Here is a 15,511-nt window from a genome sequence, read left to right on the forward strand (position 1 = left end):
CAGAAGCCCTGCAAGAATTCCCTCTGGAAAAGGGCGCGATGCGGCTTGGCGGGCCGTTTTGCGGCCTGCTAGGGCAGGCACAATGGCCACTGATACCACCGAACCCGATCCGTTTGACGCGATCGTCGATGCGCCGTTCGATTCGGCGCTGTCGCAGCGCTACCTCGTCTATGCGCTGTCCACGATTACCGCGCGTTCGCTGCCCGACCTGCGCGATGGGTTGAAGCCGGTGCACCGCCGCCTGCTCTGGGCGATGCGGCAGCTGAAACTCGATCCCAGCCAGGCCTTCAAGAAATCGGCCCGCGTGGTGGGCGATGTCATCGGCAAGTATCACCCGCACGGCGATGCCTCGGTCTATGACGCGATGGTCCGCCTCGCGCAGGATTTCTCGCTGCGTTATCCGCTGGTCGAGGGGCAGGGCAACTTCGGCAATATCGACGGCGATAACGCCGCCGCCTATCGCTATACCGAAGCGCGCCTGACCAAGACCGCGATCCAGCTGATGGCGGGGCTGGACGAAGGCACGGTCGATTTCGTCCCCACCTACAACGGCGAAGAGGAAGAGCCGGAGATTTTTCCGGGGCTGTTCCCCAACCTGCTTGCCAATGGCTCGAGCGGGATCGCGGTGGGCATGGCCACCAACATTCCCAGCCACAACGTCGCCGAGATCATCGACGCGACCCTGCTGCTGATCGACAATCCCCATGCCGAGCACAGCCAGCTGATGGAAGTGTTCAAGGGGCCGGACTTCCCGACCGGCGGCGTGGTGGTGGAGAGCCCGGCGGTGATTTCCGCCGCTTACGAGACCGGCAAGGGCGCGATGCGCGTGCGCGGGCGGTTTTCGACCGGGCGCAATGCCGACGGCTCGTGGGAGGAAACCGGGATCGAAAAGCTGTCTGGCGGGCAGTGGCAACTGGTCATTTCCGAAATTCCCTACCAGCTCGCCAAGGGCAAGCTGATCGAGCAGGTCGCCCAGCTGATCGCCGACAAGAAGCTGCCGATCCTTGAGGATATCCGCGACGAAAGCGACGAGCAGATCCGCATCGTCTTCGTGCCGAAAAGCCGCAACGTCGATCCCGAACTGCTCAAGGAATCGCTGTTCAAGCTGACCGACCTTGAAACCCGCTTCAGCCTCAACCTCAACGTGCTCGACGCCACGCGCACGCCGGGGGTGATGGGCCTGAAACTGCTGCTGCAGGAATGGGTGATCGCGCAGATCGACATCCTGCGGCGCCGCGCGCGCCACCGGCTGGAAAAGATCGCCGGCCGGCTCGAACTGCTCGACGGCTATATCATCGCCTACCTCAACCTCGACCGGATCATCGAGATCATCCGCACCGAGGACGAACCCAAGCCGGTGATGATGGCCGAGTTCGGCCTGACCGACCGCCAGGCCGAGGCGATCCTCAACATGCGGCTGCGCAGCTTGCGCAAGCTGGAAGAGATGGAACTGCGGCGCGAGCGCGACGATCTTCTGGCCGAACAGGAAGACCTGCAGAAGCTGCTCGACAGTCCGGCCCGCCAGCGCACGCGGTTGAAGCGCGATCTGGCGAACCTGCGCAAGGACTATGCCGAGGATACCGCGCTCGGCCGCCGCCGCACCACCGTGGCTGAAGCCGCGCCGACGGTGGAATTTTCGATGGACGCGATGATCGAAAAGGCGCCGGTCACGGTGATCCTTTCGGCCAAGGGCTGGGTGCGCGGGGCCAGCGGGCATGAGCCGCTGGACAAGGAATTCAAGTTCAAGGAAGGCGATGGCCCGGCCTTTGCGCTCCACGCGCAGACCACCGACAAGCTGCTGATCGCCTGCGACAATGGCCGCTTCTACACGCTGGGGGCGGACAAGCTGCCAAGCGCGCGCGGCTTTGGCGAGCCGGTGCGCACCATGCTGGACATCGATGCCGAAGCGCAGATCGTGGCGCTGCTGGTCTACAAGCCCAAGGCGCAGTTGCTGCTCGCCAGCAACCAGGGCCGGGGCTTTGCCGCCGAGGCCGACGAACTGCTCGCCGAAACCCGCAAGGGCCGCGGCGTGATGACCACCAAGCCCGGTGTGAAGCTCTCGGTCGTGCGCGAAATCCCGGCCGAGCACGATCACGTGGCCGTGGTGGGTGACAACCGCAAGCTGGTGATCTTCAGTCTTGAAGAACTGCCAGTGCTGGCCAAGGGGCAGGGCGTAACGCTCCAGCGGTTCCGCGATGGCGGGCTGGCCGATGCCACGACGCTTAAGCTTGAGGACGGCCTTAGCTGGAAGATGGGCGGCGAAACCGGCCGGACCCGCACCGAAAGCGACGTGCGGCTGTGGAAGGTGGCGCGCGGCGCGGCCGGACGGATGCCGCCCAACGGCTTCCCGCGCGACAACAAGTTCTGACCGGCCGGCGAACCAGCCGGTCAGTATTCGATTTACTTCGCAGCGGGGGCGCTCTTGCTGAGCGCTTCGGTAAGCTGCTGGGACGTGATCAGCAGGATCAGGCCCTTGTCATCGGTGCCGAACAGTTCGCGGCCGAGCGAAAAGGTTTGGTTGGTGCCTTCGATCACGACCGAGCCGTCTTCGTTGAGCGCCTTGATTGTGCCGACCGCGACGCCGTCGCTGGTGCGCAGCGCGCTGCCCGCGACCAGCGCCGCATCGAGTTTGGCCTTGGCCTGCTGGTTCGCGCCTTCGATCGCATCGTCAAGCTGGGCCTTGGTATAGCCGATCACCGGGCCCTTCGGACCCTTTACGAACGAGGCACCGCTCAGCGCGGCCGAATGCGCGCCAGTGTTGACGACGACCACTTCGCCATCGATCTTTTCGACTTTACCCACTTCGTTGCCCTGCGGGCCATAAACCATTGCGCCCACGGTTACACCGGCTTCCGCAACGCTCTGCGCAGCGACGGGAACGGCGATTCCGGTCAGGGCCAGTCCGGCAATTGCAGCAAACTTCGCAAGCTTCATGTAGTTCGTCCTCTACCATTGACTAAAGTTAACAGCCCGTCTTGCCTGCGTGGAACGGTGAGCACAACGCCGGGCGGGACGGACCGAGCCTTAGCGTCGATGGGTAGAGCCAGCCTTGGTCAGTCAGCGGCCTTGAGGTAGAGCTTGTCGCCCTCGACCCGCCAGCTGGCGAGGGTGGAGAGCAGGTTCATGCCGATCACGGCCAGAGCGGCGCATCGGTGTCCGGCGTCACCGCAACCACCAGATCATGCGCGACGATTCCGCCAAGGCGCAGATCGTGCGCGGTCGTGAAGCGGGCGGTGATGATGCCGTTGGCCGTTGACATTTCATTCGGCGGCCGAGTTGGGTCCGCGGCCAGGCCGAGCCGCCGGGCGGTCGCTTCCTCGACGGTCGTATAGGTCGCACCCGTGTCGATCAGCACGGGCACTTCCAGCCCGTTGATCGTGGCCAATGCCGTGAAATGGCCGTCGGGGCCCATCGGGATTACGGTTTCGCTGCCCACCACGCGCGCCTGCCGTCCGCCGACAAGGTCGAAATCGCCCTCGGCATAGCGGGCCTGACGCGCGGCATCGACCACGATCAACAGCACGGCCAGCCCCATCGCGAGATAGCCTGCGCCGCGCAGGTGATCGCCGAGCGGACGACCGCGTGTTTCCATCCGCCAGCCGATCGTGGCCAGCACCAGGCCCGCAATGGCGAGCAGGATCAGCGGCTGGCTGGCAAGATAGCTGCCAAGGTCTTGTTCCGCGCTCATCCGCGCTCCGCCAGCACGCTGTCGAGCAGTTCGTCCACCCGCGCGGTGTCGGGAAAGCCTTCGGTCACCCAGCGCGCCTCGACCGTGCGCAACACCCGCGCCACTTCGGGTCCCGCGCCGACCCCGCGCGCGACGATGTCGCCGCCCTTGAGCGGGAATGGCGGTGGTGCCCAGCCATCGAGCGGGGCAATGCTGGCGCCGGTCAGCAACAATCGGTCAAGCGCGCCTTCGATGCCGAGCCGGTAGGCAAGCGCGCGGGCATCTGCCGCTTCACCGCTGCGGCCCGCCGCTAATGCCAACCGCTTCTTCTGCGCGCCGGAGAGCCGGAACCGGCTGGCGACCTGTTCGGCCAGGGCCGGGTCGGCCGGAAGCAGCGCGGCCAGGCGGCGCAGGGCATCGGGAGCGACGTTCTGGCGGGCTTCCTCAGCCACGAGTGCGGCGAGGGCGGCGGGATCGGCTTCGGGCAGGACCACCGCCAGCACGCCCAGTTCGGCCATGCGGGCCACGGTGGGGGCGGGATCGGGCAGGCCGAGCAGGTTCATCATTTCCATGCCGACCCGCTCGCGCGACAGACCTTTGAGCGTTGCGGCGAGCTCGGCACAGGCGCGTTCCGCTTCCGCGTCCGCGGGCTGGCTGCCGAACCGCGCCTGGAAGCGGAAATAGCGCAGGATCCGCAGGTGATCCTCGCGGATGCGCTGGCGGGCATCGCCGATAAAGCGCAGGCGCCGTGCGGCCAGATCGGCCAGACCGCCAAAGTAATCGAACACCGCGCCGCTATCCGGATCGGCATAAAGCGCGTTGATCGTGAAGTCGCGCCGCGCGGCGTCATCCTGCCAGTCGGTCGAAAAGGCCACGGTGGCGCGGCGGCCATCGGTCGATACGTCGCGGCGCAAGGTGGTGATTTCCACCGATCCGCCGGGCAGGACGGCCGTGACCGTGCCGTGGTCGAGCCCGGTGGGAACGTTGCGGATCCCCGCGGCGTCGAGCCGCGCGATCGTTTCGTGCGGCAGCAACACGGTCGCCACGTCGATGTCCTTGACCGCGATGCCGAGCAGCGTATCGCGCACCGCGCCGCCGACATAGCGGGCATTGCCCGGCCCCAGCGCAGCAAACAACGCGGCCAGATCTTCGCGCTGCATCCAGTCGGCGGCGATACGCTCAGTCATGCCAGGCGATCCGCTTGGACAGGTTGTTGATGATTGCCGCCGTCACGCCCCAGATCCGGTGCTGCTGCCACATGATTTCGATGTAACGCCTTTCCTGCCCAAGGTAAGTTGCCGAATTCTGGGTGTGATTGGCCGGATCGAACACGAAATCGACCGGCGCCTCGAACCAGGCGGCAACTTCGGTCGGGCTGGGGTTGATCTCGATATCGGGCGGTACCACGGCCAGCACCGGGGTGATCGCATAGCCGCTTCCGGTGCGGTAGGTGTCGCTGGTACCGATCACGGTCACGTTGCGCTCGTGGATGCCCATTTCCTCGTAAGCTTCGCGCAGCGCGGCCTCGACAGGTGTTTCGCCGGGGTCGATCTTGCCACCGGGAAAAGCGACCTGCCCGGGGTGCGAACGCATGTTCGAGGGGCGATGGATCAGCAGGAACCCGGGCCGGTCATGCCGCTCGGTGATCGCGGCCAGCACGGCGGCGGGCCGGAGGGTATCGGGCGCGAAGTGGGCATCGTCGCGCAGGCCTTCGACATCGCGGGCATGACCCTCGGCGTGGAGCCGCTGGAGCCGCTGGACCAGGCTCATGCCGGCACCAGCGAAAAGCGCGCGCCAAGGCTGGTCAGACACAGGGCTTCGTCAGCAAGCTCGACCAGTTGCAGCCAGGTGCTGCGGTTTATCCGCGCCTCGGTGCCGTGGCGCACGGCGAGGTAGAGCGCGGGTGTGTCGGCATCGCCGCGGGCGATCAGCGGATTGTCAGGCCCCGCCAGCACAATGTCGTCGGTATTCAGCCGGAACGCCAGCGCATCGCCCTGCCGCGCGACATCGGTGGCAATGAAGGCCGCATCCTCGACTTCGATCGTCTGCTTTTCGTAAGGCGTCACCAGCCAGTGCTGGCCGGAAGCATCGCGGCGCAGCAGACCGGCAAAGGCGCGCACCATGGCGGGACGGCGGATTTCACCGCCGTCGTGGAACCAGCGGCCATCGGCCTTGATCACCATCAGGCTGTCGCCCGAGACCTGCGGGTCCCACTGGTCGACCGGCGGCAGCTTGCGCGCGTCGGCCAGCGCGGCGATTTCCGGCAGCGACAGCGTGGCAAGTTCGGGCGGCGGCTCGTAGGGCATTGAAACTGCCCTGCCAGATCAGCCTAGCCGCGCCAAGGGCCAAGCATACCTTCGCGGGGGAGCACGCTGGGTTCGTTGCAGCGCACCAGCAGGCGGCGCTGCTCGAACGGGCCGGGCAGGCTCCAGCCCGAGGTATAGGCATTGGTGAAGCCCCAGAACCGGCCATAGTATTCCGGATCGCCGATCATCACCTGCGGCAGCGGCGCATTGGGGCTGAGCGCGGCAAGGCTCGCGGTCATCAGCGCCTGCCCGTAACCCAGGCCCTGCGCCTCGGGCAGCACGGCGACGGGGCCGACCATGATCATCGGGTGCGCCTTGCCTTCCGGATCGGTCAGCGCGACTGGCCAGCACTGGATCGTGCCGACCAGGTGCTCGTCCGCGTCGAGCGCGGCGAAGGACAGGCCGGGCAGCCAGTCCATCCCCTCGCGCACCTTGTAGGCGGTGCGCTGCTGGCGCCCCGGTTCGAACGCGCGGTCGAGCAGGTCCTCGATCCACTGGGGGTCGATCTGGTCGAGCGGGATGAGGGCAGGGGCGGCAGTCATGGCGCGCGCCGATAGGGCCGCAGACCCCGCTTGTCGATGGAATTTACCGCGTGGCAGGAGTGAGGCGCAGCAAACGCGCGCTCTTGCCGTCTTCCAGCACCCAGATCGCGCCGTCTGGCGCCTGCTCGATCTCGCGGATGCGTTTGTCCATCGGATAGCGGGAAAGCTCCTTCGCGCCTTCGCCTTCGATGCCCACGCGCACGATCGCCTTGCTGCCAAGCCCCGCGATCAGCGCCTGACCGCGCCATTCGGGAAACAGGTTGCCGGTGTAGAAGATCATGTCGCCCGGCGCGATCACCGGGGTCCAGTTCAGCGCCGGAGCGGCAAGGTCGGGCCGGGTTTCGTGCCGGGGGATCGGCTTGCCATCGTAATGATCGCCGCCCGAAACCAGCGGCCAGCCATAGTTTTGTCCCGGCTTCACCAGGTTCAGCTCGTCACCGCCGGCCGGACCGTGCTCCAGATCCCACAACCGCCCTGCGGGATCGAAAGCGAGGCCCAGGATATTGCGGTGGCCATAGGACCAGATCTGCGCGCTTACGCCGCCCTTGTCGGCAAAGGGATTGCCGGGGGCGGGGGAACCATCAGGCAGTAGGCGTAGCACCTTGCCAAGATTGCCCGACAAGTCCTGCGCGGGCGTGAACTTCTGCCGCTCGCCCGAGGCGATGAACAGGTATTGGCCGTCCGGCGAAAAGGCCAAGCGGTGCGAAAAATGGCCGCGTCCGGTCACTTTCGGGCTTTGGCGCCAGATCACGGATAGTCCTTCGAGGCGCGGCTGACCATCCAGCACCAGCCTTGCCCGGCCCACCGCCGCGCCGCGCGTGTCGGCCTCGCCGGCCTCGACCCAGCTCAGATAGATGATCCCGCTGGTTGCAAAGTCAGGGGCGATGACAACATCCCCAAGCCCGCCCTGGCCGCCATAGTCCACCACCGGGACGCCAGCGACGGGACGTTTGCCCGCGCCGTCCCACAGGATCAGCTTGCCCGACTTCTCGGTTACCAGGGCCGACTTGCCGCCGGGCAGGAAGGTCATTGCCCAGGGTTCGTCAAAGGTTGCGAACTCGGTCGCGGCAAAGGGCGCGGTGGTTTGGCCGGCCGAGGCGGGCGGGCTATCCCCAGCGTGGGATTGGCCGCAGCTTGCCGCGAGCATGGCGAGAGGAGATAGGACGGTCAGGAGTTTTCGGGTCATGCATGACAAGATTGTCATTCCTGCCGCATTTGCCAAGCACCCGGCCGGCGCATTGGTAATCGGTGTCGACGAAGCCGGCCGCGGGCCGCTGGCGGGACCGGTAGTGGCCGCGGCCTGTGTGCTGGGCGTCGATGCGCCTGCCGGGCTTGACGATTCCAAGAAGCTCTCGGCCAAGCGCCGCGCGGTTCTGGAACCCCTGATCCAGCAGTCGTGCGGCTGGGCGCTGGGCGTGGTCGAGGCCGATGAGATCGACCGGATCAATATCTTCGCCGCGACCATGCTGGCGATGACCCGCGCAGTGGCTGAACTCGTGGCGGCGCTTGGGGCTGAGCCGGATGAGGTGCTGATCGACGGCAACAAGACCCCGCAGGGCCGCGTGCCCGAATGGCGCTGGCAGGCCCGCGCGATCGTTGGCGGGGACGGCCTTGAGCCCTGCATTTCGGCCGCCTCGATCCTTGCCAAGGAACACCGCGACCGGGTGATGCGCGCCCATGCCGCGCGCTTTCCGCAATACGGCTGGGAGCGCAACGCGGGCTATGGCACGGCCGAGCACGTGGAGGCGCTGCGTCGCCACGGCCCGACGCCGATTCACCGCCAAAGCTTCGCCCCGATCGCCCAGCTCAAGCTGTTCGACTAAAAAATTCGGCCCGAGAGTCTCTTGCGCCACACCCACCAGATATCGAGTCCCCGTGGCGCTGCGGGACTCTAGATGGTGTGTGGGACTCGTTCTGTTCCGCTGCCACTAACCCCGTCTTAACCGTGAATCCCTAGGATTCCTGCGGAGTCGCGACTTGACGCGGGACTCCAAATGACTCACCCTGTGGATAACTTTTGGGGGTTCGACGCGGATTTTATGGGTCAAATGCTGGTTGGTGAGAAGGCGCGGCTGCGCGCCGCAAAGGAAGTCGCGCGCGTCGATCTGCCGCTCGGCCGGATCCTTGATGGCGACTGCGTGGAAGCGATGCGTTCGCTCCCGTCCGCCTCGGTCGACATGATTTTTGCCGATCCGCCCTACAACCTCCAGCTGGGCGGCGATCTGGCGCGGCCCGATGGCAGCCATGTCGATGCGGTGACCGACCACTGGGACCAGTTTGACAGTTTTGCCGCCTATGACGCCTTTTCCCGCGCCTGGCTGACCGAGGCGCGCCGCGTGCTCAAGCCAAATGGCTCGCTGTGGGTGATCGGTTCCTACCACAACATCTTCCGCCTTGGCGCGATGCTGCAGGACATGGGCTTCTGGATCCTCAACGACGTGGTCTGGCGCAAGTCGAACCCGATGCCCAACTTCAAGGGCACCCGCTTTACCAATGCCCACGAAACGCTGATCTGGTGCTCGATGGGCGAGAAGGCGAAGTACACTTTCAACTACCGCGCGATGAAGACGCTCAACGACGAACTGCAGATGCGCTCGGACTGGGTGCTGCCGATCTGTTCGGGCACTGAACGGCTCAAGAAGGGTGGTCACAAGGTCCACCCGACCCAGAAGCCGGAGGCGCTGCTCTACCGCGTGATGCTGGCCACGACGAACAAGGGCGACGTGGTGCTCGATCCCTTCTTCGGCACCGGCACGACCGGCGCGGTGGCCAAGCGCCTGAGCCGCGAATGGATCGGCTGCGAGCGTGAAAGCGCCTATCGCGAGGCCGCGCTCGAACGCATCGAAATGGCCCTGCCGCTGGACGAATCCGCCGTCACGACGATGCAAAGCCCCAAGGCCGCACCCAAGGTGGCCTTCGGCGCGCTGGTCGAAACCGGCTACATTGCGCCGGGTACCGTCCTGACCGACAAGAAACGCCGGATGCAAGCCACGGTCCGCGCCGATGGTTCGCTGGTTTCAGGCAGCGACAGCGGCTCGATCCACGGCCTCGGCGCCAAGCTGCAAGGCGCGCCGTCGTGCAACGGCTGGTCGTTCTGGCACATCGAGCACGAAGGTGAACTGAAGCCGATCGACGCGATCCGCCAGATCTACCTGCTGGCAACCGAGGATTGATCGGCTAAGGCAGGCGAATGCCTCAGACCTGCTACCTGCGCCCCATCGCCTTCGTCGATTCTCCGCAAGCCGAGGAAGGCGCTGCCGTGCGCCTGGCTGGCGGGATGGTCTATGCCAGCCGCTTTGCCGTGATCGTCCGCGATGGCGGCAAGGTGGTGTCGCGCGAACGGTATGGCGTACGCGAACTCGAAGCCGCGCTGCCGAGCCTGCCGGGTGACGTGCGCTCCCAGTGGGATGACCTGCGCCGCGTCCATGCGCCGCTGCAATGCGGGGAGCGCACGATCCGGCTCGACCAGCCGCAGGTCATGGGCATCCTCAACGTCACGCCCGACAGTTTTTCGGATGGCGGGCAGTTCATGGACGATCCCGAGGTTGCCCATGCCCATGCCGCCGCGATGGTCGAGGCTGGCGCGGCGCTGATCGATGTCGGCGGGGAAAGCACCCGTCCCGGCGCTGCCGCGGTGTGGGAAGGGGATGAACTCAAGCGGGTCGTCCCGGCGGTCGAAAAGCTCGCCGCGATGGGCGCGGCGATCAGCGTCGATACCCGCCGCCCCGGTGTGATGGAAGCCGCGCTGAAGGCCGGCGCGCACGTGATCAACGATGTGTCCGCGCTGCGCCACGATCCGCGCAGCCTCGAATTTGCCGCCGCCAGCGGCGCGCCGGTGGTGCTGATGCATGCGCCGGGCGAAGGCGATGACCTCCACGCCGACGGGCAATACGGTGACGTTGTGCTCGATGTGTTCGACTGGCTGCGCGAACGCCGCGATGCCGCAATGGCCGCAGGGATCGCGCGCGAAAAGATCGTGCTCGATCCCGGCATCGGCTTTGGCAAGTCGCTGGCGGATAACCTTGCGTTGATGAACGCGCTGGCGTTGTTCCATTCGCTCGGTCAGCCGCTGTTGCTGGGCGCCAGCCGCAAGCGCATGGTTGGTGCGCTATCGGCAGAGGCCCCGGCGCATCAGCGGCTGGGTGGCAGTCTGACCCTGGCGCTAAAGGGCATGGACGCAGGCGTCCAGCTGCTACGCGTCCACGATGTGCCCGAAACCGTGCAAGCCTTGCGCGTCTGGCGCGGTCTGCGCGATGCGGCGCTGACCGACTTCACTCAGCTTCCGGGCTGATTGCTTCGCATCAGACGGATCGCGGCGAAGGCCAGAATGGCCGTGCCGAGCAGCAAGACCGCCCAGAGCGCGGCCTTGCGCAGATCGAACGGTCCTTCGCCTTGGGGCGTAACGGCGATTGCCAGCGGCGGAGTTCCAGAGATATCGACCTTGGCGATCGGCAGCGGGCCGGCCTTGATGACCTCTGCGGGGACCACTTCGCCGGGCGCGAAATAGGCAGGGGCCGCCGCTGCCGAACCGACCGCCAGGACATAGGGTGCAGCGCCATTGAATGCTGCCACCAGTTCGACCGGATCGAACAGCAATTCAAGCTTGGGCGCGGCGGCAAAGCCGGCGCTGCGCTGGTCCGCTTCGATCCGGTAATTGCGGAATGTCGCGCCGTCGGTGTCGATCAGGCTGCCTTTTTCACCTTGCCGCACGATCCCGGCGGCGATCAGCGACCACTGCTCTTCGGGCGCGTTGCGACCATAGAGCTTGACCGGAACCACGCCGTCCGGGCCGCTTTCGGTCAGCCGCAGGGCTGCAAGCGGGGTGGCGAAACCGACCGAGAAGCGCATCCGCCGCGCTTCTTCCAGCTTTACGCCGCTGCTTTGCACCGTCACGCGCGGCAATGGGGCCGTCTGCGCCGTGGTCAGGGTCGCGCCCTTGATATTCACTCCGGCCGCGCCGCCCCAGGTGACGCGCAGGTAACGCTGGCGCAGATCCGCGCCGCCAAGCTGGATCCGCGCCGAGCCAAGCAGATCGCCACCCGCCCCGCCGGTCGGCGCGGTGCGCAGCATCACCTTTTCGCCCAGCGGCTGCCAGCTGGCGAGGTCTGTGCTGGCTTCCACCGTCACGTTGACCGGGCGCTGCAACGGCAGGTCGGCATCGAGGGTCAGGGCAACCGCGGGTTCGGTGGTCTTGCGGGTGTCGAACAGGGCGGCGACCACTTCCTCGCCAGCCGGTTCGCCCGCGTCTGCGCCGCTGATCACGACATGGCCGACCGACTGGTTGTCGACCGAGATCGACACGCCGCTTGACGCGGTCTCGGCGTTGCCCATCACTGGAATAGCGGGCAAGTCGAGGCTGTGCTGCGTCTCGCCGCCAAGCGTGCCGAGGCCATCGAGCGCCAGCGTGAGCGGCTTGCCGCGCCCGTCGAAGATCCGCACGTCGCCAAGGTCAGTGCGCTGGATCGCGATCAGCGCCTGCGCCGGCAGCAGCACGCGCTGCACGCTGCCGCCCGGCGCCGGCTCCACGGCCAGCCGCACCTTGAAAGCATCGGGGCTGGTCGGTGCGGGAGCCTTGGCAGCCTCGTTGCAGCTGCTCAGCAGGGCCAGCGCGGCGATTGCGGCAAGGCGGCAGGAGCGCAGGATCATCGCTTGTCATCCTCGTCAGGGCTGTCCGGATGGGGCGGCAAGGGCACGAAATAGCCGATTGCCAGCATCAGCACGCCAACGCCGATAAAGGCCACGATCCGCGCCCAGCTTTGCGCGGTGGACATATCGACCAGCAACAGTTTGACGACTACCACGCCGAGCAGGATTGCGCCGGTCAGCCAGGGCAGGCGCAGCGCGCGGCGCTTGGCAAAGAGCATCAGCGCCATGGCCATCAGCGTCCAGAGGATCGACAGGCCGGTTTGCACCGCTGGGCTGGCAAGCAGGCTCGCGCTATCCCATGCGATATCGAGGTAGTGGTGGGCGCTGCGCAGCCAGATCATGTTGATCCAGACGAAGCCAAGCGCCGCGCCGAGCACCAGCGGAGCCTTGCCCGGCAGCACTTCGGCGCCGATCGGCAGGCGCTTTGCGCCAAGCACCATGCGCCGCCACGCGATCAGGCTGGCCAGCGCCAGCGCAACCGACAGGTCGACCGGATTGATCAGCGGCACATAGGGCAGCGGGTCGGTAAGTCCTTCGGCCACGATCGCCGCAGCCAGCGCGCCGCCATAGGCAAGCACAACCAGCGGTACCGCCGCGCCCCACCAATAGGCCCGCGCATGAGGGTGGAGCGGCCAGCCGAGCGCCTTGGTGTCGGGCAGCGGCGCGGCGCGCCCGGCCCAGCGGGTCAGCAGGGCCAGCACGGCGGTGCAGCCGACCAGGGGGATCACCCCGGCCCATGACGTATCCCACAGTTGTGCCTGGTCGATGCCAAGGTCGAGACTGTCGGCCAGCATGGCCGTGAGCAGCCAGGCACCGCCCATGTGGATGAAGCCGGCGAAGCCTCCTTGCTCGTCGCCCTTGTCGCGGTCGCGGCGGCGGACGAGCAGCCCGTGGATCACGATCGCCACCACCCAGACCGCCACATCGGGCAGGTAGAGCACATGCCGTTCGAGCACGAGCGAGGCGAGGAAGCCCGCCCACAACACGAACAGGCTAAGCCGCGCAGGCATGCTGGCGACGGTCCAGTTTGCCCGCCGCCCAAGCCAGTCCGACAGCGTCATCAGGCCAAGCAGGGCCAGCATCACGCCGAACGCCTGGCCGTATTCGGTCAGGACGGGCTGCGGATAGCTCTCGCTGGTGGTTGCGGGCAGGCTGCGGGTCACTTCCTGCACCAGCGCGATGGCCGCGAAGGCAAAGCCGATAAGGAACCACAGCTTTTCGAGCATCCGTTCGTTACCGGCATAGCCTTGCGCCATGGTCGATCCCGAATGCGGCAACTCGCGCCGCAACTGCCAGGCGGAGAAGAGCATCGGCAGCGCGATCAGCAGCGGCCCGACAAAGCCGTTGTTGGCAATCGGTATGGCCGAGACGTTGAGTTCGAGCGTCGCCGTCAGTATGAAGGCCGCCACCAGTTGCAGCAACAGGCCGAAGGCGCGCGGCATCCAGCGGGCCTGACGCGCCCCGACCCAGAACGCGCCCGCGCCTTCGAGCGCCCAGGCAGCCGAAGTCCACTTGGCGTCGAGCGCCAGCGGGACGGCCAGGGTGACGAAGCCAACCCCGATCGCCAGCACGCATTCGCTCAGCAGCCGCATCTCTTCCTGGCGCTTGCGCAAGGTGAAGGTCGCAATTCCGAGGTAGGCAGCGCCAAAGGCCAGCGCGGAAAACGCGCTGCCGAATTCCAGATCGTCGACAAGGCCCACTTGCAGCCCGAACCCGGCCAATGCAGGGCCGAACAGCAGGGTGGAATCCACCGCATTGCCCAGCGAGCCCGGAGTGTTGTGGGCATAGAGCAGCGCAGTCGCGAGGTAGATCGCGATGCTCACCACCAGGAACACCTGCGTCACCATGTAGTGCTGGTCGGAATAGCTGGTCATGCCCCAGACCGTTGCCAGGCCGAAGGTGACGAAGAAGCCGAGCAGGTTGAGCGGTCGCCAGCTCTTCTTCCAGGCGATGACCAGGATCGCGAGGTTGAGCACGGTGTAATAGGTGAACAGCGGTAGCGGGGTGGGGCTTTCCCCGCCCAACAGGATCGGCACGGCAAAGCCGCCGATGAACGAGCAGAGCGCCATTGCCAGCGAGTTCTGCATCACCGCAAGCGCGCAGCCGAGCGCGGCGAACAGGATCATGAAGCCAAATGCGGCGCCCAGCGGCAACAGTTCATAAAGCCGGGAAGAGGCAAATACGGTGAGGTAGAGCACTGCAACGCCGGTCCCTTGCAGCGACAGGCCGAAGGCGGGGCGCTCGATCCGCTTGCGGAAGCCCAGGGCAAGCAGCGCCGCGCCCGCGGCACCGACACTGGCAAGCCGCGCTTCAAGCGGGAACAGCCCGGCATTGATCGCCAGCCGCGCGAGGAAACTGAGGCCGACGAACAGCACGACCAGCCCGACCCGAACGATCGTGTTGCCGCCCAGCAGCCAGCCTCGTGCCTTGTCGAACAGGTCGGCTTGATCCGCGCGCTGATCCGCATAGGAATTGGCCGTATAATGATAGCTGTCGGCCTTGGCGATTGCCGGCTCGCGCCAAGCCGGTTCCAGGTCTTCAGTCGGGGCCGTGACCGGGACCGAGGCGGTAGGTTGCGGCGACGGGGCGGATTCCGGTGCCGCTGGAAGCGAAGGTTCCGCAACGGGGGGCGGGGCTTCTTCTTCAGCCGGTGGAAGCCAATCCTCTTGCGGAGTGTACGGCTGCGCCGCCGCCGGATGGGAGACTTGGGCCGGGGCGGCCGTGGTGAATTCCAGACCCGCAATGTGCCGCGAGACTTCCCTGGCTACCTCGGCCGCCATGATCGAGCGCAACCACACGCCCATCATGGCACCGACCACGCCGCCAAGGATGAAGCCGAACGGTCCGATCGCCGCCATGGCAACGAGCATCCCGGCAATCGCGGCCCACAAGATCATGCGCGTTCCCCTCCTCCGCGACGAATGCAGCGGAGAGTGGCAGAGTTGCGGGGAAAGAGGAAGTCGCCGGATAGGCAAGACTCCCGTTAATTAACAGGAGCCTGCAGCGCAGACCTTAATCCGCTTCGCCGATCCCAAGGTCCGACAGCTTGCGATAGAGGGTCGAGCGGCCGATGCCGAGTCGGCGCGCCACTTCGGTCATGCGGCCGCGGTAGTGCCCGATAGCGAGGCGGATCACGTCGGCTTCGATCTCTTCCAGCGGGCGCAGGTTGCCGTCCGGCGTGTAGAGCGTCACCCCGACGCTTTCTTGCAGCGCCGTGCCCTGGGACGAGGCGCTATCGCCCAGCAGGTCGGAAAGCTGGGGAAAGTCCTGCGCAGTCAACGCATCACCGTCGCAGAACACGGCGGCGCGGAACAACACTGCCTGGAGCTGGCGCACGTTGCCCGGCCAGT

At 66.4% G+C, this 15,511-nt stretch carries 14 protein-coding genes; 4 read left to right on the forward strand and 10 right to left on the reverse strand.

Annotated features, from left to right (window positions below; all coding sequences use genetic code 11):
- The first annotated feature begins 82 nt into the window (after positions 1–82).
- Positions 83–2,368: a DNA topoisomerase IV subunit A gene (gene parC, locus ACE3SN_RS05520; protein WP_374528259.1), complete on the forward strand. Its 2,286-nt coding sequence runs from the start codon at positions 83–85 to the stop codon at positions 2,366–2,368.
- A gap of 32 nt (positions 2,369–2,400) precedes the next feature.
- Here the strand turns inward: parC and ACE3SN_RS05525 are convergent, their stop codons facing one another.
- The 7 genes from ACE3SN_RS05525 to ACE3SN_RS05555 all read right to left on the reverse strand — a co-directional run bounded on the left by ACE3SN_RS05525 (position 2,401) and on the right by ACE3SN_RS05555 (position 7,701).
- Complete coding sequence (locus tag ACE3SN_RS05525) at positions 2,401–2,934, reverse strand: hypothetical protein (RefSeq protein WP_374528260.1); 534 nt, start codon at positions 2,932–2,934, stop codon at positions 2,401–2,403.
- Between the two features lie 196 nt (positions 2,935–3,130).
- Entirely contained in the window at positions 3,131–3,688 is a 558-nt protein-coding gene (locus ACE3SN_RS05530; protein ID WP_374528262.1) for a TIGR02281 family clan AA aspartic protease, read from the reverse strand.
- Positions 3,685–4,854 (reverse strand): CCA tRNA nucleotidyltransferase, encoded by a 1,170-nt coding sequence (locus ACE3SN_RS05535; RefSeq protein ID WP_374528264.1) that lies wholly within the window; start codon positions 4,852–4,854, stop codon positions 3,685–3,687. Before ACE3SN_RS05535 ends, ACE3SN_RS05530 begins: the two co-directional genes overlap by 4 nt.
- Positions 4,847–5,437, reverse strand: coding sequence for a CoA pyrophosphatase (locus ACE3SN_RS05540; RefSeq protein ID WP_374528266.1), 591 nt, complete (start codon positions 5,435–5,437; stop codon positions 4,847–4,849). The genes ACE3SN_RS05535 and ACE3SN_RS05540 overlap by 8 nt, the downstream gene beginning before the upstream one ends.
- Complete coding sequence (locus ACE3SN_RS05545; RefSeq protein ID WP_374528268.1) at positions 5,434–5,973, reverse strand: DUF1285 domain-containing protein; 540 nt, start codon at positions 5,971–5,973, stop codon at positions 5,434–5,436. The genes ACE3SN_RS05540 and ACE3SN_RS05545 overlap by 4 nt, the downstream gene beginning before the upstream one ends.
- 23 nt (positions 5,974–5,996) lie before the next feature.
- The gene (locus tag ACE3SN_RS05550; protein ID WP_374528270.1) at positions 5,997–6,515 is read right to left on the reverse strand and encodes a GNAT family N-acetyltransferase; all 519 of its coding nucleotides are present in this window, start codon (positions 6,513–6,515) and stop codon (positions 5,997–5,999) included.
- A gap of 43 nt (positions 6,516–6,558) precedes the next feature.
- Positions 6,559–7,701: a PQQ-dependent sugar dehydrogenase gene (locus ACE3SN_RS05555; protein ID WP_374528272.1), complete on the reverse strand. Its 1,143-nt coding sequence runs from the start codon at positions 7,699–7,701 to the stop codon at positions 6,559–6,561.
- On the opposite strand from ACE3SN_RS05555, the gene ACE3SN_RS05560 reads away from it, so the two are divergent.
- The 3 genes from ACE3SN_RS05560 (at position 7,700) to folP (ending at position 10,806) form a co-directional block, all read left to right on the forward strand.
- Entirely contained in the window at positions 7,700–8,338 is a 639-nt protein-coding gene (locus ACE3SN_RS05560) for a ribonuclease HII (RefSeq protein WP_374528274.1), read from the forward strand. The two genes, ACE3SN_RS05555 and ACE3SN_RS05560, sit on opposite strands and share 2 nt — an antisense overlap.
- A gap of 216 nt (positions 8,339–8,554) precedes the next feature.
- On the forward strand, positions 8,555–9,688 hold the full coding sequence (locus tag ACE3SN_RS05565; RefSeq protein WP_374528276.1) for a site-specific DNA-methyltransferase: 1,134 nt from the start codon (positions 8,555–8,557) through the stop codon (positions 9,686–9,688).
- Between the two features lie 17 nt (positions 9,689–9,705).
- The gene (gene folP, locus ACE3SN_RS05570) at positions 9,706–10,806 is read left to right on the forward strand and encodes a dihydropteroate synthase (protein WP_374528278.1); all 1,101 of its coding nucleotides are present in this window, start codon (positions 9,706–9,708) and stop codon (positions 10,804–10,806) included.
- On the opposite strand, the gene ACE3SN_RS05575 is transcribed toward folP, so the two are convergent.
- The 3 genes from ACE3SN_RS05575 to ACE3SN_RS05585 form a co-directional block, all read right to left on the reverse strand.
- Positions 10,791–12,161, reverse strand: a complete 1,371-nt coding sequence (locus tag ACE3SN_RS05575) for a DUF3999 family protein (RefSeq protein ID WP_374528280.1) — start codon at positions 12,159–12,161, stop codon at positions 10,791–10,793. The genes folP and ACE3SN_RS05575 overlap by 16 nt on opposite strands.
- The gene (locus tag ACE3SN_RS05580; RefSeq protein WP_374528282.1) at positions 12,158–15,058 is read right to left on the reverse strand and encodes a DUF2339 domain-containing protein; all 2,901 of its coding nucleotides are present in this window, start codon (positions 15,056–15,058) and stop codon (positions 12,158–12,160) included. Before ACE3SN_RS05580 ends, ACE3SN_RS05575 begins: the two co-directional genes overlap by 4 nt.
- A gap of 115 nt (positions 15,059–15,173) precedes the next feature.
- On the reverse strand, positions 15,174–15,511 hold a 338-nt coding region (locus tag ACE3SN_RS05585), incomplete at its 5' end, for a helix-turn-helix domain-containing protein (protein ID WP_374528284.1).

It is taken from the genome of Novosphingobium sp., from assembly GCF_041915465.1.
Classification (GTDB): domain Bacteria; phylum Pseudomonadota; class Alphaproteobacteria; order Sphingomonadales; family Sphingomonadaceae; genus Novosphingobium.

Coding starts and splice junctions, on each gene's coding strand:
- ACE3SN_RS05575 (WP_374528280.1), bottom strand. CDS start 12,161: ATGATCCTGCGCTCCTGCCGCCTTGCCGCAATCGCCGCGCTGGCCCTG.
- parC (WP_374528259.1), top strand. CDS start 83: ATGGCCACTGATACCACCGAACCCGATCCGTTTGACGCGATCGTCGAT.
- ACE3SN_RS05535 (WP_374528264.1), bottom strand. CDS start 4,854: ATGACTGAGCGTATCGCCGCCGACTGGATGCAGCGCGAAGATCTGGCC.
- ACE3SN_RS05525 (WP_374528260.1), bottom strand. CDS start 2,934: ATGAAGCTTGCGAAGTTTGCTGCAATTGCCGGACTGGCCCTGACCGGA.
- ACE3SN_RS05545 (WP_374528268.1), bottom strand. CDS start 5,973: ATGCCCTACGAGCCGCCGCCCGAACTTGCCACGCTGTCGCTGCCGGAA.
- ACE3SN_RS05580 (WP_374528282.1), bottom strand. CDS start 15,058: ATGATCTTGTGGGCCGCGATTGCCGGGATGCTCGTTGCCATGGCGGCG.
- folP (WP_374528278.1), top strand. CDS start 9,706: ATGCCTCAGACCTGCTACCTGCGCCCCATCGCCTTCGTCGATTCTCCG.
- ACE3SN_RS05560 (WP_374528274.1), top strand. CDS start 7,700: ATGCATGACAAGATTGTCATTCCTGCCGCATTTGCCAAGCACCCGGCC.
- ACE3SN_RS05540 (WP_374528266.1), bottom strand. CDS start 5,437: ATGAGCCTGGTCCAGCGGCTCCAGCGGCTCCACGCCGAGGGTCATGCC.
- ACE3SN_RS05555 (WP_374528272.1), bottom strand. CDS start 7,701: ATGACCCGAAAACTCCTGACCGTCCTATCTCCTCTCGCCATGCTCGCG.
- ACE3SN_RS05530 (WP_374528262.1), bottom strand. CDS start 3,688: ATGAGCGCGGAACAAGACCTTGGCAGCTATCTTGCCAGCCAGCCGCTG.
- ACE3SN_RS05550 (WP_374528270.1), bottom strand. CDS start 6,515: ATGACTGCCGCCCCTGCCCTCATCCCGCTCGACCAGATCGACCCCCAG.
- ACE3SN_RS05565 (WP_374528276.1), top strand. CDS start 8,555: ATGGGTCAAATGCTGGTTGGTGAGAAGGCGCGGCTGCGCGCCGCAAAG.